Raw genomic sequence first — 24,107 nt, 5'->3', positions numbered from 1 at the left:
ATCAGTACGCGGCTCGACGCGTAGCTGCCCAGCCGTGCAAACGCGTAACGGACCGCCCCGTCACCTCCGAGGTGACGGGGCGGTCTCGTTTTGCCCGTGACCCCATCCGCCACTGGTCAACCGTCAGTTGACGCACGTATCATCGGCGGATCGAGGTGGGGGGATTTCCTCTGCGTAGCACCAGCCGAGGTCGGGGGGCCTCTTGAGGCGTGCTGCCGACAAAGCTTGCTGTGCCCCACCACTACCGCAGATTCCTCCGGTGGGGCGGTCGCGCCCTGCCGGTTCAACCCAAGGGGTTTACCGAGTGCAGATACGCACCCGTGGTGGCCGCCACAAGCGCCGCATGAGACTCGCGGTACCGGCTGTCGCCGCCATCGTCGCGCTGACAGGGGCGGGCATCGCCTTCACCGGATCCGGTTCCGCCGAGGCCGGCGAGGTGCCTCAGCTCAGCGCGGAGACGCAGAAGCCCGCACAGCCGTCGCAGGACGAGCTGCGCCAGCGCGTCGGCCAGGCGATGAAGGCCGACGCCAAGAGCGAGCGGTCCCTCATCACGCAGCCGGACCCCGCAGCGGACAGCGAGTCCGCAAGCGCGCCGAGCGCACGCATCATCGGTGGCTCGACGACCACCATCTCGGTCGCCCCCTGGATGGCGCAGCTCCACTACTACGACGAGGCCACCGGTACCGGCTTCTTCTGCGGCGGCGTGGTCATCGCCCCGACGAAGGTCGCGACGGCCGCGCACTGTGTCAAGGGCGCCAAGTACTACAGCGGCGGCACCATCATCGTCGGCACCGACCGGACGCCCACCCAGAACACCGACGGCACGTGGGACTTCCACGGCGGCACGCTCCTCGGCGCGTACCGGCAGTGGAACCACCCCGGGTTCAGCTGGGACACGATCGACAACGACGTGGCCGTCCTCACGCTGACCTCGAAGGTCCCGGCCACCGTCAAGCCGCTGCCGCTCGCACAGCCGACCGACTCGGCCCTGTACCAGGCGGGCCTGGACGGCAAGGTGTACGGCTGGGGCCGTACCAGCTCCACCGAGCAGAACAGCGCCTCGCCGGTGCTGAAGGTCGCCGACGCCGACACCGTCTCCGACACCGCGTGCGCTGCCGCGTACCCCGACGGCTTCGTCAAGGGCCACATGCTCTGCGCCGGTGCCGCGCCGACGGGTGACGACGCCACCAGCGAGACCACCTGCAACGGTGACTCCGGCGGTCCGCTGGTCGTCGGCGGCAAGCTCGCCGGCATCGTCTCCTGGGGCGACCTCAACTGCTCGGCCCAGGGCAAGTACGGCGTGTACGCGAAGGTCTCCACGTACTCCGCCCCGATCCAGGCCCGCGTCGACGACGCCAACTGGAGCAGTGACCACACCGCCGACCTGCTGGCCCGCCGCGCGTCGGACAACAGCCTGTTCACCTGGCACTCCAAGGTCACGAGCCTCGCCCGTACCTACAACCTGGGCAACTTCGGCAACGTCAACCTGGTCGTCCAGAACGACCTGAACCGCGACGACTACGACGACCTGGTGTACCGCGTCGGCAACGGCGACGTGTACTGGGACCACTACGTGCCCGGGACCGGCGGCGCCGAGGGCGAGATGCAGTTCAAGCTCATAGCCAAGGGCTGGGGCGCGCACAAGCAGATCGTGACCCCTGGTGACCTCACCGGCGACGAGGTGCCCGACATGCTCGCGGTCAACTCGTCCGGCAACCTGCACCTCTACGCGGGCAACGGCGCGGGCGGCTTCGCCGCGCCGACGCTGGTCGGCGGCGGCTGGGGCCAGTACGGCGTGCTGCGCGGCCACGGTGACTTCACCAACGACGGCAAGGCCGACCTGATCGCGCGCGGTGCCGGCGGCGCCACCTACCTCTACAGGGGCACCGGCAAGGCCTCTGCCCCGTTCGAGGCCCGCCGCCTGGTCGGGACCTTCAGCCTGAGCACCTTCACCGCGCTGGCCACGGTCGGTGACGTGAACAGCGACGGTCACGCCGACCTCCTGGCCCGCGACTCCGCCGGCAAGCTCTGGCTCTACCCGGGCAACGGCAACGGCGCCTCGACGGGTGGGATCTTCGCCACACGCAAGGACTTCGGCACCGGCTGGCAGGCGTACAACCTGTTTGGCTGATCCGGCCGAAAACCGCAGGTGAACAAGGGTCTGTGCGCTCCGTGTCACACACGGGGCGCACAGACCCTTTTCTCATTCACCTCTCAGTCGCCTGTGCAACCCTTCTGGGCACTCCGCCGTCTCACCAGTGGCGTAACAAAACTTGACAGGGTGGACAAACCGTGCCTGAAAGCCATGGCCGGGGGTAACGGGACCAACGAGGACTTGAGGGGATATGGGCGACCAGAGCAAGGGTCGAATAGGTGGCACGGGCGCGCGTCGTAAGCCGCCCACCACGCGACGCAAGGCCGCGACGCTCGCCGCGTGGTCCGCGGCCGGACTGGTGCTCATCGGGGGGTCCGGACTCGGCTACGTCTACATCAAGCTCAACGGCAACATCCAGGGCGTCGACATCAACAACCAGCTCGGCACCGACCGCCCGGACAACGTCGACAACGGCTCCATGGACATCCTGGTCCTCGGCTCCGACTCCCGCGCCGGCGCCAACGGTAAGTACGGCACGGACGAGGGCGGCGCCCGCTCCGACACCGCGATGATCGTGCACGTCTACGAGGGCCACAAGAAGGCCGCCGTCGTCTCCGTGCCCCGCGACACCCTCATCGACCGGCCCCGGTGTGCCGACAGTGACGGCAGGACCGTCCCCGGTGAGCGCCGCGCCATGTTCAACACGGCCTACGAGGTCGGCGGCCCGGCCTGTGCGGTGAAGACCGTCGAGAAGATCTCCGGCATCCGCATGGACCACTACATGGAGGTCGACTTCACCGGCTTCAAGAAGCTCATCGACGAGCTCGGCGGCGTGGACGTCACCACCACCGAGCGGATCGACGACTCCAAGAGCCATCTCGACCTCAAGCCGGGCAAGCACACGCTCACCGGTGAGCAGGCCCTCGGGCTCGTCCGCACCCGCAAGTCCGTCGGCAACGGCAGCGACCTCGGCCGAATACAGCTGCAGCAGGCCTTCATCAAGGCGCTGATCCAGCAGGTCAAGGACGTCGGGGTGTTCACCAGCCCGAAGAAGCTCTACGACCTCGCGGACACCGCCACCAAGGCGATCACGCCCGACTCCGAGCTCGACTCGGTCAAGGAGCTCGTCGGTTTCGCGAGCGGCCTCAAGGGCCTGGGCGCCGACGACGTACAGATGATCACGATGCCGGTGGAGTACGACAAGACCGACCCCAACCGTGTGGTGCCGCTGAAGAAGCAGGGCAAGCAGGTCTGGACCGCCCTCAAGAACGATCTGCCGATCCCCGCCTCGGCGACCAAGGGCACCGCGGACGGCGAGGCCCAGGGTGTCGTGAAGTAGCCGGGACCACTCGGACAGGAGCCAGGAATACTTGACGGCCGACCCCGGTTTTGGGAGATACGGCCGGTCCTGGCAGACTGGTACGTCGGCCCCGGTTCACGTACCCGCATCCCGCGTGTGCGACCCGGTGCCCTCCCGAAACTAGGAGACACCTTGAAGCGCGACATCCACCCCGAGTACGTCGAGACCCAGGTGAGCTGCACCTGTGGCGCGTCGTTCACCACCCGTAGCACGATCGACAGCGGCACCATCCGCGCCGAGGTCTGCTCCGAGTGCCACCCGTTCTACACGGGCAAGCAGAAGATCCTCGACACCGGTGGCCGTGTGGCCCGCTTCGAGGCCCGCTTCGGCAAGGCTGCCGGCTCCGCCAAGAAGTAGCGAGCCAACTGCGCCGGTCTTCGGCTGCCCCTGTGTGGGGCGGCCGGGACCGGTGTTTTTGTCGCTGGGGGTCCGGGGGCCACGCGGCGCCAGCCGCTGGTGTCGCAGTCCCCGGAGTACACAGCGCCGTCCCGCAGCTCACCCCGTACGAATGACCAGGAGCCTCCGATGTTCGAAGCGGTCGAGGAACTGATCGGCGAGCACGCCGATCTCGAGAAGCAGCTCGCCGACCCTTCGGTCCACGCCGACCAGGCGAATGCGCGCAAGCTCAACAAGCGGTATGCCGAGCTGACCCCGATCGTCGGCACCTACCGCTCCTGGAAGCAGACCGGGGACGACATCGAGACGGCCCGGGAACTCGCCCACGACGACCCGGACTTCGCCGCCGAGGTGAAGGAGCTGGAGAAGCAGCGCGAGGAGCTCACCGACAAGCTGCGGCTGCTCCTCGTCCCGCGCGACCCCAGCGACGACAAGGACGTCATCCTGGAGATCAAGGCGGGCGCGGGCGGCGACGAGTCGGCGCTGTTCGCCGGTGACCTGCTGCGGATGTATCTGCGCTACGCCGAGCGGGTCGGCTGGAAGACCGAGATCATCGACTCCACCGAGTCCGAGCTGGGCGGCTACAAGGACGTCCAGGTCGCGGTGAAGACCAAGGGCGGCAACGGCGCCACGGAGCCCGGCCAGGGTGTCTGGGCGCGGCTGAAGTACGAGGGCGGTGTGCACCGCGTGCAGCGCGTGCCGGCCACCGAGTCCCAGGGCCGGATCCACACCTCCGCCGCCGGTGTCCTCGTGACCCCGGAGGCCGAGGAGGTCGACGTCGAGATCAACATGAACGATCTGCGGATCGACGTCTACCGCTCGTCCGGCCCCGGCGGCCAGTCCGTCAACACGACCGACTCCGCGGTGCGCATCACGCACCTGCCGACCGGTGTCGTCGCCTCCTGCCAGAACGAGAAGAGCCAGCTCCAGAACAAGGAGCAGGCCATGCGTATCCTGCGCTCCAGGCTGCTCGCCGCGGCCCAGGAAGCGGCCGAGCAGGAGGCCGCGGACGCGCGCCGCAGCCAGGTCCGTACGGTCGACCGCTCCGAGAAGATCCGTACGTACAACTTCCCGGAAAACCGGATCTCCGACCACCGCGTCGGCTTCAAGGCGTACAACTTGGACCAAGTGCTCGACGGGGAGCTGGACTCGGTGATCCAGGCCTGCGTCGACGCCGACTCCGCCGCGAAGCTCGCCGCCGCGTAAGCCGTACCGGCGGCGCGAGCCGTCAGACCGACCTGCCCAGCCCGGAGGATCAGCGTGCAGTCGCTCCCCGGGGGACGACCCCCGTACCCCCGCTCCTTGCTGCTTGCCGAGGTGGCCCAGGCCACCCAGCGGCTGGCCGACGCCGGCGTGCCCTCACCCCGCTTCGACGCGGAGGAGCTCGCAGCGTTCGTCCACGGCGTCAAGCGTGGTGAACTGCACCTGGTCAAGGACGCGGACTTCGACGCGCGCTACTGGGAGGCCGTCGCCCGGCGCGAAGCGCGCGAGCCGTTGCAGCACATCACCGGACGTGCCTTCTTCCGCTATCTGGAGCTGCAGGTCGGTCCCGGCGTGTTCGTGCCCCGCCCGGAGACCGAGTCGGTCGTCGGCTGGGCCATAGACGCCGTACGTGCCATGGACGTCGTCGAGCCGCTCGTCGTCGATCTGTGCGCGGGCTCGGGCGCCATCGCGCTCGCCATCGCGCAGGAGGTCCCGCGCTCGCGCGTGCACGCCGTGGAACTGTCCGACGACGCCATCGGGTGGACGCGGAAGAACGCCGAGGGCTCCAGGGTCACCGTCCACCAGGGCGACGCCCTCAGTGCCCTCCCGGAGCTCAACGGCCAGGTCGACCTGGTCATCTCCAATCCGCCGTACATCCCGCTCACGGAGTGGGAGTATGTCGCCCCCGAGGCACGTGACCACGACCCTCAGATGGCCCTCTTCTCCGGTGAGGACGGTCTCGACACGATCCGCGGCATCGAGCGCACCGCGCACCGGCTGCTGCGCCCCGGCGGGCTCGTCGTCGTCGAGCACGCCGACACACAGGGCGGCCAGGTGCCGTGGATCTTCAACGAGGAGGCCGGCTGGGCGGACGCGGCCGACCACCCCGACCTGAACAACCGCCCGCGCTTCGCGACCGCCCGCAAGGCCATGCCGTGATGACCCGCACTGTGACGACCGTGTACCAGGAGGCCCGCTGATGGCTCGGCGATACGACTGCAACGACGCTACGGATCGCACCACCGGCCTGCGTGAGGCCGCATCGGCCGTCCGTCGCGGCGAGCTCGTCGTGCTGCCCACCGACACCGTGTACGGCATCGGTGCGGACGCGTTCAGCTCGGAAGCGGTCTCCGACCTGCTGGAGGCCAAGGGGCGTGGCCGCAACGTGCCCACCCCCGTCCTCATCGGCTCGCCGAACACCCTGCACGGCCTGGTCACCGACTTCTCCGAGCAGGCGTGGGAGCTCGTCGACGCCTTCTGGCCGGGCGCGCTGACGCTGGTCGCCAAGCACCAGCCGTCCCTCCAGTGGGACCTCGGCGACACCCGCGGCACCGTCGCCATCCGGATGCCGCTGCACCCGGTCGCCATCGAGCTGCTCACGGACGTCGGCCCGATGGCGGTGTCGTCCGCGAACCTGACCGGACACCCGGCGCCCGAGGACTGCGATGCCGCGCAGGACATGCTCGGCGACTCGGTCTCCGTCTACCTCGACGGGGGTCCGACGCCCGGAATCGTGCCGTCCTCCATCGTCGACGTCACGGGCAAGGTCCCGGTGCTGCTGCGCGCGGGCGCGCTGGACGCGGACGAGCTGCGCAAGGTCGTACCCGACCTCGAGGTGGCCAGTTGACTGCCCCTGAGGGGCGTGGCATAGGCGGTGCGGTCGCCGCCGGCGACACGTTCAGAATCCTCCACGTCAGCACCGGCAACGTCTGCCGCTCGCCGATCACCGAGCGGCTGACCCGCCATGCCCTCAGCCACCGCCTGGGCGACTCTCTCGTGGGCGGGCTGATCGTGGAGAGCGCGGGCACCTGGGGCCACGAGGGCGCCCCCATGGAGGCGAACGCCGCGGCGGTCCTCGCCGACTTCGGCGCGGACCCGAGCGGCTTCGTCGGCCGCGAACTGCTCGACGAGCACGTCATCCGAGCGGACCTGGTGCTGACCGCCACCCGCGACCACCGCGCCCAGGTCATCTCCATGGGCCACTCCGCGGGCCTGCGTACCTTCACTCTGAAGGAGTTCACCCGTCTCGTCCGCGCGATAGACCCGGCCACCCTCCCGGACCCCCTCGGAGAAGGCGTCGTCGAGCGCGCCCGTGCCCTGGTCCGCGCGGCCGCCGCGCTGCGCGGCTGGCTGCTGGCGCCCAGCGCGGAGGCGGACGAGGTGTACGACCCGTACGGTGCGCCGATCACCTTCTTCCGCTCGATCGGCGACGAGATCCACCAGGCGCTGGATCCGGTGGTCACGGCGCTGACGGGTGTCTCGAATCGTTCGTGATGTGCATCAGACAGGTGCTCGGTGGATTCGGTTGTCCGCCCGCTGCCCCGCTCACGGTGGCCGCCGCGCCTGCCATCGGTTTGCTCACCGGACGGTAATCCAGCCTGTCGAGGCACTGCGCCACTGAGCCGAGGCACTCCGCCGTTGAACGGACGCCGCTGAACGGTCGGCACTGAACGGACGCCGCTGAACGGTCGGCAGGGGACCGAAACTCCCCGCCGATCGGCAGGCAGCGGCAGCGTGCGCGGCCTACATTGGTCGCACGCACCCGTTTCCGAGGCCCCGGAGCCCGAGATGCCGGTCAGCAGCACTGAAGCACCAGCCGCATCAACCGCCTCAACCGCGTCAGCCGCCACGCTCGCGCCGCCGCTGGAGGCGCTGCGCAGGCAGGATCCGGAGATCGCCGAGGTGATCCTCGGCGAAGTGGCCCGGCAGTCGGACAGCCTGCAGCTGATCGCCGCGGAGAACTTCACCTCGCCCGCGGTCCTCGCCGCCCTCGGCTCCCAGCTCGCCAACAAGTACGCCGAGGGCTATCCCGGCGCCCGTCACCACGGCGGCTGCGAGCTGGTCGACGCCGCTGAGCGGATCGCCGTCGAGCGGGCGACCGCCCTGTTCGGCGCCGAGCACGCCAATGTGCAGTCCCACTCCGGTTCGTCCGCTGTGCTCGCGGCGTACGCGGCGCTGCTGCGGCCCGGTGACACGGTGCTCGCGATGGGACTTGCGTTCGGCGGGCATCTCACCCACGGCTCACCGGCCAACTTCTCCGGCCGCTGGTTCGAGTTCGTCCCCTACGGCGTCGACGCCGAGTCCGGACTCCTCGACTACGAGCAGGTGCTCAGGCTCGCCTGCGAACATCGGCCGAAAGCGATCGTCTGCGGCTCGATCTCGTACCCCCGCCACCCCGACTACTCCGTGTTCCGGGAGATCGCCGACGAGGTGGGCGCCTATCTGATCGCCGACGCGGCTCATCCGATGGGCCTCATCGCCGGGGGAGCGGCGCCCAGCCCTGTCCCGTACGCCGACGTCGTCTGCGCGACCACGCACAAGGTGCTGCGCGGCCCGCGCGGCGGGATGATCCTTTGCGACAGCCATCTGGCGGAGCGTATCGACCGGGCGGTGTTCCCCTTCACCCAGGGCGGCGCCCAGATGCACACGATCGCTGCCAAGGCCGTCGCGTTCGGCGAGGCGGCCACACCGAACTTCACGGCGTACGCCCATCAGGTGGTGGCCAACGCCAAGGTCCTCGCCGAAGGGCTGGCCTCGGAGGGCTTCGCGATCACCACCGGCGGCACCGACACGCATCTGATCACCGCGGACCCTTCTCCGCTCGGTGTGGACGGCCGTACCGCCCGTGGCCGGCTCGCCGCGGCCGGTCTGGTGCTGGACACCTGTGCGCTGCCCTACGGGGACGGGCGCGGCATCCGGCTGGGCACCGCCGCCATCACCACGCAGGGCATGGGCGAGGCGGAGATGGCGAGGATCGCTGTGCTGTTCGCCACGGCGCTGGGCGCGGAGGGCGACGAAACCCGCCGCGTCCGCGAAGAAGTGCGTGAACTGGCCGGGAGATTTCCGCCGTATTAGGGGTAGACGAGCCCCCGTGCAACCATCGGCGCCGCCCGTATGTCCTCAAGCATGTGGCCAACAAAGCTAGGGTGTGGGGCTGAGATGGCCAGCGATTCCTGTGGGGCAGCCCGTGCGTGATTACCTGCTGACGCTCTGTGTCACGGCCGCGGTGACCTATCTGCTGACCGGTCCGGTGCGGAAGTTCGCCATCGCGACCGGAGCGATGCCGGAGATCCGTGCCCGCGACGTACACCGAGAACCGACGCCGCGGCTCGGCGGCATCGCCATGTTCTTCGGCATGTGCGCGGGGCTGCTCGTCGCCGACCATCTGTCGAATCTCAACAGCGTCTTCGAGCTCTCCAACGAGCCACGGGCGCTGCTCTCCGGTGCTGCGCTGATCTGGCTGATCGGTGTGCTGGACGACAAGTTCGAGATCGACGCGCTGATCAAGCTGGGCGGCCAGATGATCGCCGCGGGTGTGATGGTGATGCAGGGTCTGACGATCCTGTGGCTGCCCATCCCCGGCATCGGCACGGTCTCCCTCACCCAGTGGCAGGGCACACTGCTCACGGTCGCCCTGGTCGTCATCACGATCAACGCGGTGAACTTCGTGGACGGCCTGGACGGTCTGGCCGCGGGCATGGTCTGCATCGCCGCTGCCGCCTTCTTCCTGTACGCGTACCGCATCTGGTACGGCTACACGATCGAGGCCGCCGCCCCCGCGACGCTGTTCACCGCCATCCTCATGGGCATGTGCCTGGGCTTCCTGCCGCACAACATGCATCCGGCGCGGATCTTCATGGGCGACTCCGGCTCGATGCTGATCGGTCTGGTGCTGGCCGCCTCCGCGATCTCGGTGACCGGACAGGTCGACCCGGACGCGCTGAAGCTGTTCGAAGGCAGCACCCGCGAGGCCACACACGCGGCGCTGCCGGTGTTCATCCCGCTGCTGCTGCCGCTGACGATCATCGCGATCCCGGTCGCGGACCTGTTGCTGGCGATCGTCCGCCGCACCTGGAGCGGCAAGTCGCCGTTCGCGGCCGACCGCGGGCATCTCCACCACCGGCTGCTGGAGATCGGGCATTCGCACAGCCGCGCCGTGCTGATCATGTACTTCTGGTCCGCGCTGATCGCCTTCGGTGTCGTGCTCTACTCGGTGCACTCGGCGTCGATGTGGATCGTCTTCGCGATCGTCGTGCTGAGCTTCGTGGGCCTGGTGCTCCTGCTGCTGCCGCGCTTCACCCCGCGCGCCCCGCGCTGGGCGGAGGCCTTCGTTCCGCCGCGCTACCGGCGCCGTCGTCCGCAGCCCGCATTGACGCTCTCGTACGGCAAGACGGGTGAGGAAGCGGTCGGCGAGAGCCCGGAAGAGCGCATTCCGGTGCCCGCAGGCATCAATGGAGCGACCGCGATCGGCTCCCGCTCGCGCTTCACGGACCGGCGTAAAGCCGGAACGCCCAGTTGACGTTCTCGTATGGGCGAGGCCGCATTCCTGGGCAATACCAGGCAAACCGGCCCGCTGTCGTGCACACACGCGCAGGGTCACTCTCATGTGTGAGAGTTGGCACACTCCTGGGTAAAGACCTATTCAAATAGTTTGTGATACGGTTCACGAGAGCCGGAGACAGAGCCGAAAGACCGTAGTGCGACGGTCTCTTCGGCCCCGGGACACACCTCGGACCGGATCTACGCTCGTCCATGACGACACCACTGCCCCCACCACCAAGCGGAGCTGCCGCCATGCCGTCCAACGACGTCCGGACTCTCCTTCAGACCGTCGTACCCACCGCTGCCGCCGGCGCGATCGCCGCCGTGATCAGCGGTGTGGTCGCCGGCGGCAAGGGAGCCCTCGGCGCTGTCGTCGGCACGCTGGTGGTCATCGTCTTCATGGGCATCGGGATCGTCGTCCTGCAGCGAACCGCGAAGAGCCTCCCGCAGCTGTTCCAGGCGATGGGGCTGATGCTCTACACGACGCAGTTGCTCGTGCTGTTCGTCTTCGTCGCCGCCTTCAAGAACACGACTCTGTTCAACCCCAAGACATTCGCGGCCACGCTTCTCGCGTCGACGCTCGTCTGGGTGGCTGCTCAGGCCCGTGCCCACATGAAGGCCAAAATCCTTTACGTCGAGCCGGAGCCGTCCGATGCCCACAAGGGCGAAAAGACGGGTCCGTCGTCGTGACAGGTAGGGCCGGGATAAGCGAGCGTTCGCGATCCTGCTATCGTCCGGTGCCAGCTGCGGCACTGCGGGCGCGGGCATCTGAGCTGACGCCTGCTCGATCGCGAGGCCTCGATGCCTGACCGCCGCCCCCACATCCGAAACACCAGTCCGGTGCCGACTCGCGGCTGCGCGCCGCGCCGACACAACGAGGTTGCCGAACCCATGCGTCACGCCGAAGGAGCCCGCGGTGAGTGCTGAACAGACCACGCTCGCCTTTGACTGGAGCTGCCGCATCATGGCCGACAACGGCTGTGGCTTTCCGGCACCGGGCCTCCACTCCTTTCTCTTCAAGCCGATGGCCACCGTCGGCGGCTTCGAGTTCAACAAGGTGATGCTGCTCGCGCTGATCACCACGCTTGTCGTCGTCGGCTTCTTCTGGGCGGCCTTCGGCAAGGCGAAGGTGGTGCCGGGCAAGCTCCAGATGATCGGCGAGGCCGGCTACGACTTCGTACGCCGCGGCATCGTCTACGAGACCATCGGAAAGCGTGAGGGCGAGAAGTACGTCCCGCTCATGGTCTCGATCTTCTTCTTCGTCTGGATCATGAACATCTGGTCCGTGATCCCGCTGGCCCAGTTCCCGGTGGCCTCGATCATCGCGTACCCGATGGTCCTCGCGCTCCTCGTCTACGTGATCTGGGTGTCGCTGACCTTCAAGCGCCACGGTTTCGTCGGCGGTTGGAAGAACATCACCGGTTACGACCCGTCGCTCGGCCCGATCAAGTGGCTGGTGTCGTTCATCGAGTTCTTCTCGAACCTGCTCGTGCGCCCGTTCACGCACGCGGTCCGACTCTTCGCCAACATGTTCGCCGGTCACCTGATGCTGGTGATGTTCACGGTCGCCTCCTGGTACCTGCTGAACAGCTGGCTGATCCCGGCCGCCGGCGTCTCCTTCGTGATGACGATGGGCATGATCGGTTTCGAGCTCTTCGTGCAGGCCGTCCAGGCGTACGTCTTCGTACTGCTGGCCTGCTCCTACATTCAGGGCGCTCTCGCCGAGCACCACTGAGTAATCCCGCCCCGTACCACCCCGGAAACGTCCGGTGGCCAACCCCCACCGGTCCGTAAATGAAAAGGAAGAATCAGCATGGCTGCCACTGAGACCCTCGCCGCCGTCTCCGGTTCGCTCGGCTCCATCGGCTACGGCCTCGCCGCCATCGGCCCCGGCGTCGGCGTCGGCATCGTCTTCGGTAACGGCACCCAGGCTCTGGCCCGTCAGCCCGAGGCTGCCGGCCTGATCCGTGCCAACCAGATCCTCGGCTTCGCCTTCTGTGAGGCGCTCGCCCTCATCGGCATCGTCATGCCGTTCGTTTACGGCCAGTGATCTAGCTCTCACTGACCACTTTCGACGAAAGGCACTGATGTGATCGCCAACCTCGTACAGCTGGCGGCCGAGGAGAAGCAGAACCCGCTTGTTCCTCCTGGTCCCGAGCTGCTCGTCGGCGCCATCGCCTTCGCCATCGTCTTCTTCTTCCTCGCCAAGAAGCTCATCCCGAACATCAACAAGGTTCTGGAAGAGCGCCGCGAGGCCATCGAAGGCGGCATGGCGAAGGCCGACCAGGCCAAGGTCGAGGCCCAGAGCGTGCTGGAGCAGTACCGCGCTCAGCTCGCCGAGGCCCGTCACGAGGCCGCTCGTCTGCGCCAGGAGGCGACCGAGCAGGGCGCCGCGATCATCGCCGAGATGCGCGCGGAAGGCCAGCGGCAGCGCGAGGAGATCGTCGCGGCCGGCCACGCCCAGATCGAGGCCGACCGCAAGGCCGCTGCGTCCGCGCTGCGCCAGGACGTGGGCAAGCTCGCCACCGACCTGGCCGGCAAGCTGGTCGGTGAGTCCCTCGACGACCACGCCCGCCAGAGCCGCACCATCGACCGCTTCCTCGACGAGCTCGAGGAGAAGGCCGAGGCTGCCCGATGAACGGAGCGAGCCGCGAGGCACTGGTTGCCGCACGCGAGTCCCTCGACGCGCTGACCGACAACACGTCGGTCGACGCGGCGAAGCTCGCCGAGGAGCTGGCCGCCGTTACCGCGCTGCTCAACCGCGAGGTGTCGCTGCGTCGGGTCCTGACCGACCCGGCGCAGGCCGGAGAGGCCAAGGCCGAGCTGGCTGCGCGACTGCTGAGCGGTCAGGTGGGCGGCGAGACCGTCGACCTGGTCTCCGGCATGGTCCGTTCCCGCTGGTCGCAGTCGCGTGACCTGGTGGACGCGGTCGAGGAGCTGGCGGCCACCGCCGACCTCACCGCTGCCCAGCAGGCCGGCGTCCTCGACGACGTCGAGGACGAGCTGTTCCGGTTCGGCCGGATCGTCACCTCCAGCCCGGAGCTGCGGGCGGCGCTGACGGACCGCACGGCGAAGGCCTCCGCCAAGGGCGAGCTGCTGCGCAGCCTGCTCGGCGGCAAGGTCAGCCCGGTCACCGAGCGTCTGGTGGTGCGTCTTGTGACCGCGCCCCGGGGACGTAGCCTGGAAGCGGGACTCGAGTCCCTCTCCAAGCTCGCCGCGGCGCGCCGGAACAGGATCGTCGCGGTCGTGACCTCGGCGGTGCCGTTGACCGACCAGCAGAAGCAGCGGCTCGGAGCCGTGCTGGCGAAGCTGTACGGGCGCGACATGCACCTGAACCTGGACGTGGACCCCGAGGTCCTCGGCGGGATCTCGGTGCGCGTCGGCGACGAGGTCATCGACGGCACGATCGCGGACCGGATCGCCGAGGCGAACCGCCGCATCGCCGGCTGACGGCCACCAACTCAAAAGCATTGCTAGAGCGGCCCGGTTGGGCCGCAGAGGATTCCTGGGGGTCGCCCCCAGACCCCCAAAGTGAAACTTCGGGCCCAACAAGGAGAGCAGGGAACCCAGATGGCGGAGCTCACGATCCGGCCGGAGGAGATCCGGGACGCGCTGGAGAACTTCGTCCAGTCGTACAAGCCGGACGCGGCCTCGCGCGAGGAGGTCGGTACGGTCAGCCTTGCCGGCGACGGCATCGCGAAGGTCGAGGGTCTTCCCTCGACCATGGCCAACGAACTGCTGAAGTTCGAGGACGGCACCCTCGGCCTCGCCCTCAACCTCGAGGAGCGCGAGATCGGTGCCATCGTCCTCGGTGAGTTCAGCGGTATCGAGGAGGGCCAGCCGGTCCAGCGCACCGGCGAGGTCCTGTCCGTCGCCGTCGGCGAGGGCTACCTCGGCCGCGTTGTCGACCCGCTCGGCAACCCGATCGACGGCCTCGGCGAGATCGAGACCTCGGGCCGCCGCGCCCTTGAGCTGCAGGCCCCCACGGTCATGCAGCGCAAGTCGGTCCACGAGCCGATGGAGACGGGCTACAAGGCCGTCGACGCGATGACCCCGATCGGCCGTGGCCAGCGTCAGCTGATCATCGGCGACCGTCAGACCGGCAAGACCGCGCTGGCCGTCGACACGATCATCAACCAGCGCGACAACTGGCGCTCCGGCGACGTGAACAAGCAGGTCCGCTGCATCTACGTCGCCATCGGCCAGAAGGGCTCCACCATCGCGTCCGTGCGTGGCGCGCTGGAGGAGGCCGGCGCCCTGGAGTACACGACGATCGTCGCCGCTCCGGCGTCCGACCCGGCCGGCTTCAAGTACCTGGCGCCGTACACCGGTTCGGCCATCGGCCAGCACTGGATGTACGAGGGCAAGCACGTCCTCATCATCTTCGACGACCTGTCGAAGCAGGCCGACGCCTACCGTGCCGTGTCCCTGCTGCTGCGCCGCCCGCCGGGCCGTGAGGCCTACCCGGGTGACGTCTTCTACCTGCACTCGCGTCTGCTGGAGCGCTGCGCCAAGCTCTCCGACGAGATGGGCAAGGGCTCGATGACGGGTCTGCCGATCGTCGAGACCAAGGCGAACGACGTGTCGGCGTTCATCCCGACCAACGTCATCTCCATCACCGACGGCCAGTGCTTCCTGGAGTCCGACCTGTTCAACGCCGGTCAGCGTCCGGCTCTGAACGTCGGTATCTCGGTCTCCCGAGTCGGTGGCTCCGCCCAGCACAAGGCGATCCGCCAGGTCTCCGGCCGCCTCCGTGTGGACCTCGCCCAGTACCGCGAGCTGGAGGCGTTCGCCGCCTTCGGTTCCGACCTGGACGCCGCGTCGAAGGCTTCGCTGGAGCGCGGTAAGCGCATGGTCGAGCTGCTCAAGCAGCCGCAGTACGCCCCGTACTCCACCGAGGACCAGGTCGTCTCCGTCTGGGCCGGCACCAACGGCAAGATGGACGACGTCCCGGTCGCGGACATCCGCCGCTTCGAGGCCGAGCTCCTCGAGTACCTGCACCGCGAGCAGAAGCCCCTCATGACCTCCATCGTCGAGGGCGGCAAGATGTCGGACGACACCATCGCCAAGATCGCGGAGCAGATCGACACCTTCAAGAAGCAGTTCGAGACCTCCGACGGCAAGCTCCTCGGCGAGGACGCTCCGGCCGCCGTCAACGTCTCGAAGTGACGACGGAAGGGACCTGACTCATGGGAGCACAGCTCCGGGTCTACAAGCGTCGTATCAAGTCGGTCACCGCGACGAAGAAGATCACCAAGGCGATGGAGATGATCTCCGCCTCGCGCATCGTCAAGGCACAGCGCAAGGTGGCCGCCTCCACGCCGTACGCGACCGAGCTCACCCGCGCGGTCACGGCGGTGGCGACCGGTTCGAACACCAAGCACCCGCTGACCACGGAGGCGGACGCCCCGAGCCGCGCCGCGGTACTGCTCATCACGAGCGACCGCGGTCTGGCCGGCGGCTACTCCTCCAACGCCATCAAGACGGCCGCCCGGCTCACCGAGCGGCTCCGTGGCGAGGGCAAGGACGTCGACACCTTCATCGTCGGCCGCAAGGGTGTCGCCTACTACGGCTTCCGTGAGCTCAAGATCGCGGACTCGTGGACCGGCTTCACCGACAACCCGTCGTACGCGGACGCCAAGGCGGTCGCGGCGCCCCTGATCGAGGCGATCGAGAAGGAGACGGCCGAGGGTGGTGTGGACGAACTCCACATCGTCTTCACCGAGTTCGTCTCGATGCTGACGCAGACGCCGGTGGACAACCGGCTGCTGCCGCTCAGCCTCGCCGAGGTCAACGAGGAGGCGGACAGCAAGAAGGGCGAGATCCTTCCGCTGTTCGACTTCGAGCCGTCGGCGGAGGACGTCCTCGACGCCCTGCTGCCGCGGTACGTCGAGAGCCGGATCTACAACGCTCTGCTGCAGGCCGCCGCTTCCGAGCACGCGGCCCGCCGCCGGGCGATGAAGTCGGCGACCGACAATGCGGGCGAGCTGATCAACACGTATTCCCGACTTGCCAACGCGGCCCGCCAGGCCGAAATCACCCAGGAAATCAGCGAGATCGTCGGTGGCGCGAGCGCCCTGGCCGACGCGACCGCGGGGAGTGACTACTAATGACCACCACTGTTGAGCCGACCGCTCCTGCTGGCGTGGCCACTGGCCGCGTCGCGCGGGTCATCGGCCCGGTCGTCGACGTGGAGTTCCCCGTCGACGCGATGCCGGAGATCTACAACGCGCTGACCGTCGAGGTCGCGGACCCGGCCCAGGCCGGCGCCACCCGGACCCTGACCCTCGAGGTTGCCCAGCACCTCGGTGAGGGCGTGGTCCGCACGATCTCGATGCAGCCCACCGACGGTCTGGTCCGCCAGGCCTCGGTGACCGACACGGGCAAGGGCATCACCGTCCCGGTCGGCGACTTCACCAAGGGCAAGGTGTTCAACACCCTCGGTGAGGTGCTGAACGAGCCGGAGGCCAACGGCCAGGAGACCGAGCGCTGGGCGATCCACCGCAAGGCCCCGAAGTTCGAGGACCTCGAGTCGAAGACCGAGATGTTCGAGACCGGCCTGAAGGTCGTCGACCTTCTCACCCCGTACGTCAAGGGTGGAAAGATCGGTCTGTTCGGTGGCGCGGGTGTGGGCAAGACCGTCCTCATCCAGGAAATGATCATGCGTGTGGCCAAGCTGCACGAGGGTGTTTCCGTGTTCGCCGGTGTCGGTGAGCGCACCCGTGAGGGCAACGACCTCATCGCGGAGATGGAAGAGTCCGGCGTGCTGGACAAGACCGCGCTGGTCTTCGGCCAGATGGACGAGCCCCCGGGCACCCGTCTGCGCGTGGCCCTGGCCGGTCTGACCATGGCGGAGTACTTCCGCGATGTGCAGAAGCAGGACGTGCTGTTCTTCATCGACAACATCTTCCGCTTCACCCAGGCCGGTTCCGAGGTGTCCACCCTGCTCGGCCGTATGCCGTCCGCGGTGGGTTACCAGCCGAACCTGGCGGACGAGATGGGCCTCCTGCAGGAGCGCATCACCTCGACCCGTGGTCACTCGATCACCTCGATGCAGGCGATCTACGTCCCCGCGGACGACCTGACCGACCCGGCGCCGGCCACCACCTTCGCCCACCTCGACGCGACGACGGTTCTGTCCCGTCCGATCTCCGAGAAGGGCATCTACCCCGCGGTGGACCCGCTGGACTCCACGTCCCGCATCCTGGACCCGCGCTACATCTCGCAGGACCACTACAACGCCGCCATGCGCGTCAAGGGAATCCTGCAGAAGTACAAGGACCTCCAGGACATCATCGCGATCCTCGGTATCGACGAGCTGGGCGAGGAGGACAAGCTCGTTGTCCACCGTGCCCGTCGTGTCGAGCGCTTCCTGTCCCAGAACACCCACGCGGCGAAGCAGTTCACCGGTGTGGACGGTTCGGACGTTCCGCTCGACGAGTCGATCGCCGCGTTCAACGCGATCTGCGACGGTGAGTACGACCACTTCCCCGAGCAGGCGTTCTTCATGTGCGGTGGCCTCGAGGACCTCAAGGCCAACGCCAAGGAGCTCGGCGTCTCCTGAGTCCCGTGACTCACAGAGGGGGGCGGGTTCCTCCCGCCCCCCTCTGTACGCCCTACCAGGGGACCGCACCGGTATGCGGCTGACGCCGCGCGGCCCCCGGACCCCCGGCCGTGAGGCCTGGGGTGAGCCCCGGCGTTTCGGCGCACGGAGCCCGCTGTGTTTCCCGGGGGGCGACCCCCGGACCCCCGGCCGTGAGGCCTGGGGTGAGCCCCGGCGTTTCGGCGCACGGAGCCCTATTAGACTTATGACCCAACACCCGGCATGACCGCCGGGTGGTGACCCGAGGAGCCACCCTTGGCTGCTGAGCTGCACGTCGAGCTGGTCGCCGCCGACCGCCAGGTCTGGTCCGGCGAGGCCACCCTGGTCGTGGCGCGCACCACGTCCGGCGACATCGGCGTCATGCCCGGTCACCAGCCGCTGCTCGGTGTGCTGGAATCGGGCCCGGTGACCATCCGTACGAGCGAGGGAACGGTCGTGGCCGCTGTGCACGGCGGCTTCATCTCGTTCGCCGACGACAAGCTGTCGCTGCTGGCCGAGATCGCCGAGCTGGCGGACGAGATCGACGCCCAGCGCGCCGAGCGTGCGCTGGAGCGCGCCAAGGCCGAGTCGGACGCTGCCGCCGAGCGGCGCGCCGACGTCCGGCTGCGCGCGGTGGCGGTGCGCTGAGCGCACCCCCCGCTGATGGACCACCCTCAGCCGCGGCCCGGGCTGGACTTCTCCAGACCGGGTCGCGGCTGAGGCAATGCAGGTGCAGATGCAGGTTGTATTCCGCTACGGGACGAAGCGAGGAGGTCGGTGAAGATGTTCCTCGCTCTGCTTGTGAGCGGACTGGTCGTCGCACTGGTGGTGATCGGGCTCTTCGTCTTCGGCTTGCGCCGCAGGCTGATCCAGCGCTCCGGCGGCACCTTCGACTGCAGCCTGCGCTGGAACGTCCCGGAGGAGAGCGACCACTCCGGCAAAGGGTGGGTGTACGGCGTCGCCCGCTACAGCGGTGACCGGGTCGAATGGTTCCGCGTCTTCTCGTACGCGCCCCGGCCGCGGCGGGTCCTGGAGCGTTCCCAGATCGAGGTGCTCTCGCGACGTACGCCGGAGGGCGAGGAAGAGCTGGCGCTGCTCTCGGACGCGATCGTGCTGGGCTGTCTCCACCGGGAGACGCGCCTTGAGCTGGCGATGAGCGAGGACGCACTGACCGGTTTCCTCGCCTGGCTGGAGGCGGCGCCTCCCGGCCAACGAGTCAATGTCGCCTAAATAGTGCTGCTCGTTGGTTGGGGGTCCCCCCGGACGAAGTCTGGGGGAGAGTCAATGTCGCCTAAATAGTGCTGCTGGTTGGTTGGGGGTCCCCCCGGACGAAGTCTGGGGGAGAGCACAATGTCGCGTAGGGCGTAGGGCGTAGGGCGTAGGGCGCGGGGCGAGGAACGCAGAGCGCGGAACGCGGACGCAGAACGTGAAGCGGGGGCGGTGCGATGCACCGCCCCCGCTGCCGTACCCGGCCGGTGGGTGTTATCCCAGGCCGCTGTTGATCGCGCTCACCAGCTCACCGTTCGCGGTGTCGCCGCTGAACTCCCAGAAGAACGCGCCTCCCAGGCTCTGGTTCTTCGCCCAGCTCATCTTTCCGCCGATGGTCGACGGGGTGTCGTAGCTCCACCAGTTCGAGCCGCAGTGTGCGTACGCCGTACCCGCGACCGTGCCATTGGCCGGGCAGGAGTTCTTGAGGACCTTGTAGTCCTCGATGCCCTGCTCATAGGTGCCGGGGGCCGGGCCGGTCGCCGTGCCGCCCGGTGCCGACTGGGTCACGCCCGTCCAGCCGCGGCCGTAGAAGCCGATGCCGAGCAGCAGCTTCGCCGCCGGGACGCCCTTCGCCTTGAGCTTGGCGATCGCCTCGGCGGAGTTGAAGCCCGCCTGCGGGATGCCGGTGTACGACGTGAGCGGGGAGTGCGGAGCCGTCGGGCCCTGCGCCGCCCAGGCGCCGAAGAAGTCGTACGTCATCACGTTGTACCAGTCGGTGTACTGCGCCGCGCCCGCGTAATCGGCCGCGTCGATCTTGCCGCCGCTGCTCGCGTCCGCCGTGATGGCGGCCGTGACCAGGTTGTTCGTACCGAACCTGGCGCGCATGGCCTGCATCAGGTTCTTGAACGCGGCGGGTCCGCTGGTGTCGCAGGACAGACCGCAGGCGTTCGGGTACTCCCAGTCCAGGTCGATGCCGTCGAAGACGTCGGCCCAGCGCGGGTCCTCCACCAGGCGGTAGCAGGAGTCGGCGAAGGCGGTGGGGTTCGCCGCGGCCTGCGGGAAGCCGCCGGACCAGGTCCAGCCGCCGAAGGACCAGAGCACCTTGATGTTCGGGTACGCCTTCTTGAGCTTGCGCAGCTGGTTGAAGTTGCCGCGGAGGGCTCCGGCGTCCCAGGTGTCGGCGACTCCGTCGACGGACTGGTCGGCGGTGTACGCCTTGTCGTAGTCCGCATAGGCGTCGCCGATCGTGCACTGACCGTTCTGGACGTTGCCGAAGGCGTAGTTGATGTGGGTGATCTTCGACGCGGAGCCGGAGGTCACCAGGTTCTTCACGTGGTAGTTGCGGCCGTAGACGCCCCACTCGGTGAAGTAGCCCAGCTTGACCTTGCCGCCTCCGCCGCCTCCGCCGCCGGTGGTGCGGACGGCGCGGGCGCCGCTGACCGGGCCCGTCTGGTCGGCGGTGTCACGGGCCTGGACGGTGTACGAGTAGTCCGTGCCGGCGGTGAGTCCGGTGTTGGTGTACGTGAGACCGGTGACCGTCGCGACCTTCGTACCGTCGCGGAGCACGTCGTAGTTCTTTATGCCGTTGTCGTCGGTGGCCGCGGTCCAGCTCAGCGTCACCGAGGTGTCGGTGATGTTGCTCGCGGACGGGGTGCCGGGGGCGGACGGCGGGTTGTCGCCGGGAATGGTCCCGCCGTCGCAGGAACCGCCGTTGAGCTTGCAGTTGGACGGGGAGCCGGGGCCCGCGCCGTTGAAGCCGAAGGAGACCGAGGCGCCGGGAGCGAGGGTGCCGTTGTACGACTTGTTCCTCGCGGTCCAGTGGGTGCCGGAGCTGGTGACGTCGGCGTCCCAGGCGGAGGTGACGGACGTGCCGGAGGGGAAGTCCCACTCGACGGTCCAGGAGGCGATCGAGGTGGTGCCGGTGTTCTTCACCGTCCACTTGCCCTCGAAGCCGGTGCCCCAGTCCTGGACCTTGGCGTAGGTCGCCGTTGCGGAGGTGGCCGCCTCGGCGGGGGTGGCGAGGCCGACCATCGCGGCCAGGGGGAGCAGCAGGGCGGTGAGTCCCGCCGTCGCTCTGGATCTGAATCTGCTTCTGATGCGGGGGGTACTCGTGCTCAAGGGGTGCTCCTCGAGTTGCGGACGGACAAATCTGGGGTCGGTCCGTGCAGCGCACTCCGCGGGGCTCACCGCGGCGTGCCGTGCGGTGAGAGTAGGAAGGTCTGGACCAATCGTCAATAGGTCCAGACCAAAGTCGAACGAGGGCGCGCCCCGCGGTTCCTCAGATCCCCAACTCCTGGGCCAGGACGGCTGCTTGCACCCTGCTGCGCAGTTCCAGCTTGCCCAGCAGCCGGCTCACATGCGTCTTCACGGTCGCCTCCGCCATCTGCAGCCGCACCGCGACCTCGGCGTTCGACAGCCCCTGACCCAGACACGACAGCACCTCACGCTCACGACGCGTCAGGGCGTCGAGCACAGCGGGGTCCGGCGCGTTCGCGGACCGTACGGGCTTCGGTGCCGCGAACTCCGCGATCAGCCTGCGGGTGACGGCCGGGGCGATCAGCCCCTCGCCGCGCGCGACCGTACGCACCGCCTCGATCAGGTCCTTCGCGTCCGCGCTCTTCAGCAGAAAGCCCGCGGCCCCGGCGCGCAGCGCGCCGAAGACGTACTCGTCGAGGTCGAAGGTGGTCAGCACGAGGACGTCGCACAGGCCCTCCGCGACCACCTGCCGGGTCGCGGAAACCCCGTCCAGACGGGGCATCTGCACATCCATGAGGACCAGATCCGGGCGCAGCTCCCGGGCCAGCCGCACCGCCTCCTCGCCGTCCGGGGCCTCCCCGACCACCTCGATGCCGGGGGTACTGCCCAGGATGAGGACCAGCCCGGCCCGCACTGCGCTCTGGTCCTCCGCGACCAGCACACGGATCACACCGCTCATGCCGAGGGCTCCTTGTCGTCCACCATGGGCAGCACTGCTCGTACCCGCCAGATCTTCGCCGGTCCGGCGGGCGGACCCGGCTCCGGCCCCGCCGCGAACTCCCCGTCCAGCAGTGCGATCCGTTCCCGCATGCCCACCAGCCCGGCGCCGGAACCCGGGGCGCGAGGCCCCGGCCGGCTGCCGTACGGGCTCGTCACCGACACCGTCAGCGCGTTGCCCGCCGCGCCCGCGAGACTCACCGCGACCTCACCCGGATCGGCGTGCTTCAACGCGTTGGTCAGCGACTCCTGCACGATCCGGTACGCCGCGAGCTCCACCGGCGCGGGCAGTGCGCCGCCCTCCTCCCGGGCGTCGTCCAGCGTGAAGGTCAGCCCGCTCGCCCCGCCGTTGGTACGGGCCTGTGCGATCAGCGCGTCGAGGCCGGCGAGCGTCGGCGCGGCGGCCGGCTCGGCGTCACCGCTGCTGCTGTCCCGGAGCAGCCCGATCAGCCGGCGCATCTCCGCGAGGCCCTCCACGCTGTTCTCCCGGATGACCGTGAGCGCCTGCCGGGTGGTCGACGGCTTGTCGAGGGAGAGCGCGGCGGTGGAGTGGATGGCGATCGCCGACAGATGGTTGGCGACCATGTCGTGCAGCTCACGGGCCATCCGGGCGCGCTCGGCGATGACCGCCTGCCTGCGGTCCATCTCGGCGAGCAGTGCGGTCTGCTCGGCCCTCAGCCGTGCCGCGTCGGCGGCCTCGCGGTGGTTGCGGACGAGCGCGCCGGTGGTGGCCGGCGCGAACGACACCAGCCCGATGACCAGCCCGATCAGCAACGCGGCGGGCTCCCTGTACCACGCGAGGAACCCGACTGTCGCCGCGACCGTGACAAGCCCCGTGGTGTACGGGATACGGCGGGCGGAGGCGGGCGTGCCGTACACGACGGCGGTGTACACGAGGTCCGTGAACATCAGGACCGTCGCCATGTTGCCCTTCGTGAGCTGGTCCACCACCACCGCGAGCGTGCCCACGGCCAGCGCCGTCTGCGGCATGGTCCGCCGCAGCAGCTCCATACAGGCCATCACGACCAGCGGCACCAGCGTCACCCAGGACGCGGTGAGCGGCCTGACGCCCGTGGTGGTGTGCAGCCCGAGCGACCACAGCAGTAGGCCGCCGGCGAGCCCGGCGGCTGCGAAGAAGGTGTCGTGGCGGTGGGGGCGGGGGAACGTCACCGCTCCATCAAACACGGAGCCGGCAGCTCCGGTCCTCCCCGTCCGGGCTGAGCCCGGGATACATCGAACGATGCAGTCACGGTTCGTCACTCACGACGACGATCCGGCGCTCCCCGGCAGCGATTCTGGATCGGGACGAAGGGAGCGACGCCGTGATCGTCACGCTGATCGTGATCTGTGAGATCGGTTTCTGGGTACTGCTGGCCGCCGGACTGGCCGTGCGCTATCTGCTGAGGATGCCGCGGACGGGCGCCGCGCTGCTGCTGTGCGAGCCGCTGCTGGAGGTCGTGCTGCTGGTCGCGACCGCGGTCGATCTCAGGAACGGCGCCGACCCGAGCTGGACGCACGGTCTGGCCGCGCTCTACATCGGCTACACCGTCGGCCACGGCCACCGCACGGTGAAGTGGCTCGACGGGCATGCGGCGCACCGCCTCGGCGGGGCCCCGCCGCCGCCGAAGCCGCCGCGGTACGGGACGGCCCGGGCCCGCCACGAGGGGAGGATCTGGCTGGGCACGCTGGCCGCGGCGGCCGTCGCGACCGCGCTGCTGCAGATCGCGATCTGGTACGTGGGCGACGCGAGCCGGACCGGCGCGCTGGAGAGCTGGATGTACACGGCGTGGCGGACGGCCGGCATCCACGGCCTGGTCGCGCTGACGTACGCGATCTGGCCGAAGAAGGCACCGGCGCCCGCGAAGCCGGACCGCGAACCGGTCCGCGTGGAGCGCTAGCGCTGCCACCGGTCCGCGTGGAGCGCCGGCGTTCGCCGCCTGGCACCCAGAGCACGTCGCCGGCCTCCT

At 68.8% G+C, this 24,107-nt stretch carries 23 protein-coding genes; 20 read left to right on the top strand and 3 right to left on the bottom strand.

From position 1 onward, the window contains the following. Positions 1-343: 343 nt before the first annotated feature. The 19 genes from ACZ6ZQ_RS14985 to ACZ6ZQ_RS14895 all read left to right on the top strand — a co-directional run bounded on the left by ACZ6ZQ_RS14985 (position 344) and on the right by ACZ6ZQ_RS14895 (position 19,188). Positions 344-2,131 (top strand): trypsin-like serine protease, encoded by a 1,788-nt coding sequence (locus tag ACZ6ZQ_RS14985; RefSeq protein WP_469768950.1) that lies wholly within the window; start codon positions 344-346, stop codon positions 2,129-2,131. 214 nt (positions 2,132-2,345) lie between these two features. Next, positions 2,346-3,434: an LCP family protein gene (locus ACZ6ZQ_RS14980; RefSeq protein WP_469768949.1), complete on the top strand. Its 1,089-nt coding sequence runs from the start codon at positions 2,346-2,348 to the stop codon at positions 3,432-3,434. A gap of 153 nt (positions 3,435-3,587) precedes the next feature. Further along, a complete protein-coding gene (gene rpmE / locus ACZ6ZQ_RS14975; protein ID WP_355833260.1) occupies positions 3,588-3,812 on the top strand; it encodes a 50S ribosomal protein L31 in 225 nt (74 codons plus the stop codon). 168 nt (positions 3,813-3,980) lie between these two features. Next, positions 3,981-5,057: a peptide chain release factor 1 gene (prfA, locus tag ACZ6ZQ_RS14970; protein ID WP_469768948.1), complete on the top strand. Its 1,077-nt coding sequence runs from the start codon at positions 3,981-3,983 to the stop codon at positions 5,055-5,057. A gap of 54 nt (positions 5,058-5,111) precedes the next feature. Then, entirely contained in the window at positions 5,112-5,993 is an 882-nt protein-coding gene (gene prmC, locus ACZ6ZQ_RS14965; protein WP_469768947.1) for a peptide chain release factor N(5)-glutamine methyltransferase, read from the top strand. A gap of 40 nt (positions 5,994-6,033) precedes the next feature. Beyond that, a complete protein-coding gene (locus ACZ6ZQ_RS14960) occupies positions 6,034-6,681 on the top strand; it encodes an L-threonylcarbamoyladenylate synthase (protein WP_469768946.1) in 648 nt (215 codons plus the stop codon). After that, positions 6,678-7,328 carry an arsenate reductase/protein-tyrosine-phosphatase family protein gene (locus ACZ6ZQ_RS14955; protein ID WP_469768945.1) on the top strand — a complete coding sequence of 217 codons (651 nt, stop codon included), beginning with the start codon at positions 6,678-6,680 and terminating at the stop codon, positions 7,326-7,328. Before ACZ6ZQ_RS14960 ends, ACZ6ZQ_RS14955 begins: the two co-directional genes overlap by 4 nt. Positions 7,329-7,622: 294 nt before the next feature. Further along, entirely contained in the window at positions 7,623-8,909 is a 1,287-nt protein-coding gene (locus ACZ6ZQ_RS14950; RefSeq protein ID WP_469768944.1) for a serine hydroxymethyltransferase, read from the top strand. Positions 8,910-9,021: 112 nt separating this feature from the next. Further along, positions 9,022-10,353, top strand: a complete 1,332-nt coding sequence (locus ACZ6ZQ_RS14945; RefSeq protein WP_469768943.1) for an MraY family glycosyltransferase — start codon at positions 9,022-9,024, stop codon at positions 10,351-10,353. 275 nt (positions 10,354-10,628) lie between these two features. After that, positions 10,629-11,066 (top strand): hypothetical protein, encoded by a 438-nt coding sequence (locus ACZ6ZQ_RS14940; RefSeq protein WP_469768942.1) that lies wholly within the window; start codon positions 10,629-10,631, stop codon positions 11,064-11,066. Positions 11,067-11,340: 274 nt separating this feature from the next. Then, the gene (gene atpB, locus ACZ6ZQ_RS14935; protein ID WP_453662646.1) at positions 11,341-12,111 is read left to right on the top strand and encodes a F0F1 ATP synthase subunit A; all 771 of its coding nucleotides are present in this window, start codon (positions 11,341-11,343) and stop codon (positions 12,109-12,111) included. Between the two features lie 78 nt (positions 12,112-12,189). Then, positions 12,190-12,426 (top strand): ATP synthase F0 subunit C, encoded by a 237-nt coding sequence (gene atpE, locus ACZ6ZQ_RS14930; protein WP_469768941.1) that lies wholly within the window; start codon positions 12,190-12,192, stop codon positions 12,424-12,426. A 39-nt stretch (positions 12,427-12,465) separates the two neighbouring features. Further along, positions 12,466-13,014, top strand: a complete 549-nt coding sequence (locus ACZ6ZQ_RS14925; protein WP_469768940.1) for a F0F1 ATP synthase subunit B — start codon at positions 12,466-12,468, stop codon at positions 13,012-13,014. After that, positions 13,011-13,826, top strand: coding sequence for a F0F1 ATP synthase subunit delta (locus tag ACZ6ZQ_RS14920; protein WP_469768939.1), 816 nt, complete (start codon positions 13,011-13,013; stop codon positions 13,824-13,826). Before ACZ6ZQ_RS14925 ends, ACZ6ZQ_RS14920 begins: the two co-directional genes overlap by 4 nt. A gap of 120 nt (positions 13,827-13,946) precedes the next feature. Beyond that, positions 13,947-15,545 carry a F0F1 ATP synthase subunit alpha gene (atpA, locus tag ACZ6ZQ_RS14915; protein WP_469768938.1) on the top strand — a complete coding sequence of 533 codons (1,599 nt, stop codon included), beginning with the start codon at positions 13,947-13,949 and terminating at the stop codon, positions 15,543-15,545. A gap of 20 nt (positions 15,546-15,565) precedes the next feature. Then, positions 15,566-16,486, top strand: coding sequence for a F0F1 ATP synthase subunit gamma (locus ACZ6ZQ_RS14910; RefSeq protein ID WP_469768937.1), 921 nt, complete (start codon positions 15,566-15,568; stop codon positions 16,484-16,486). Continuing rightward, positions 16,486-17,940 (top strand): F0F1 ATP synthase subunit beta, encoded by a 1,455-nt coding sequence (atpD, locus tag ACZ6ZQ_RS14905; protein ID WP_469768936.1) that lies wholly within the window; start codon positions 16,486-16,488, stop codon positions 17,938-17,940. Before ACZ6ZQ_RS14910 ends, atpD begins: the two co-directional genes overlap by 1 nt. Positions 17,941-18,234: 294 nt before the next feature. Continuing rightward, entirely contained in the window at positions 18,235-18,606 is a 372-nt protein-coding gene (locus tag ACZ6ZQ_RS14900; RefSeq protein ID WP_469768935.1) for a F0F1 ATP synthase subunit epsilon, read from the top strand. 135 nt (positions 18,607-18,741) lie between these two features. Continuing rightward, on the top strand, positions 18,742-19,188 hold the full coding sequence (locus ACZ6ZQ_RS14895; protein ID WP_453669325.1) for a DUF2550 domain-containing protein: 447 nt from the start codon (positions 18,742-18,744) through the stop codon (positions 19,186-19,188). Positions 19,189-19,440: 252 nt separating this feature from the next. Here the strand turns inward: ACZ6ZQ_RS14895 and ACZ6ZQ_RS14890 are convergent, their stop codons facing one another. From ACZ6ZQ_RS14890 to ACZ6ZQ_RS14880, 3 genes are all read right to left on the bottom strand, one after another. After that, positions 19,441-21,285: a glycosyl hydrolase family 18 protein gene (locus ACZ6ZQ_RS14890; protein WP_469768934.1), complete on the bottom strand. Its 1,845-nt coding sequence runs from the start codon at positions 21,283-21,285 to the stop codon at positions 19,441-19,443. Positions 21,286-21,445: 160 nt separating this feature from the next. Then, positions 21,446-22,102, bottom strand: a complete 657-nt coding sequence (locus ACZ6ZQ_RS14885) for a response regulator (RefSeq protein ID WP_469768933.1) — start codon at positions 22,100-22,102, stop codon at positions 21,446-21,448. Beyond that, positions 22,099-23,310, bottom strand: a complete 1,212-nt coding sequence (locus ACZ6ZQ_RS14880; RefSeq protein WP_469768932.1) for a sensor histidine kinase — start codon at positions 23,308-23,310, stop codon at positions 22,099-22,101. The genes ACZ6ZQ_RS14885 and ACZ6ZQ_RS14880 overlap by 4 nt, the downstream gene beginning before the upstream one ends. 152 nt (positions 23,311-23,462) lie before the next feature. Here ACZ6ZQ_RS14880 and ACZ6ZQ_RS14875 point away from each other — a divergent pair, with 152 nt between their 5' ends. Next, entirely contained in the window at positions 23,463-24,038 is a 576-nt protein-coding gene (locus ACZ6ZQ_RS14875) for a hypothetical protein (RefSeq protein ID WP_469768931.1), read from the top strand. Positions 24,039-24,107: the final 69 nt, after the last annotated feature.

The organism is Streptomyces sp. NPDC053673 (genome assembly GCF_055585225.1).
Note: the sequence above shows the minus strand (reverse complement) of the source record. Positions and strands in the feature narration are given on the sequence as shown.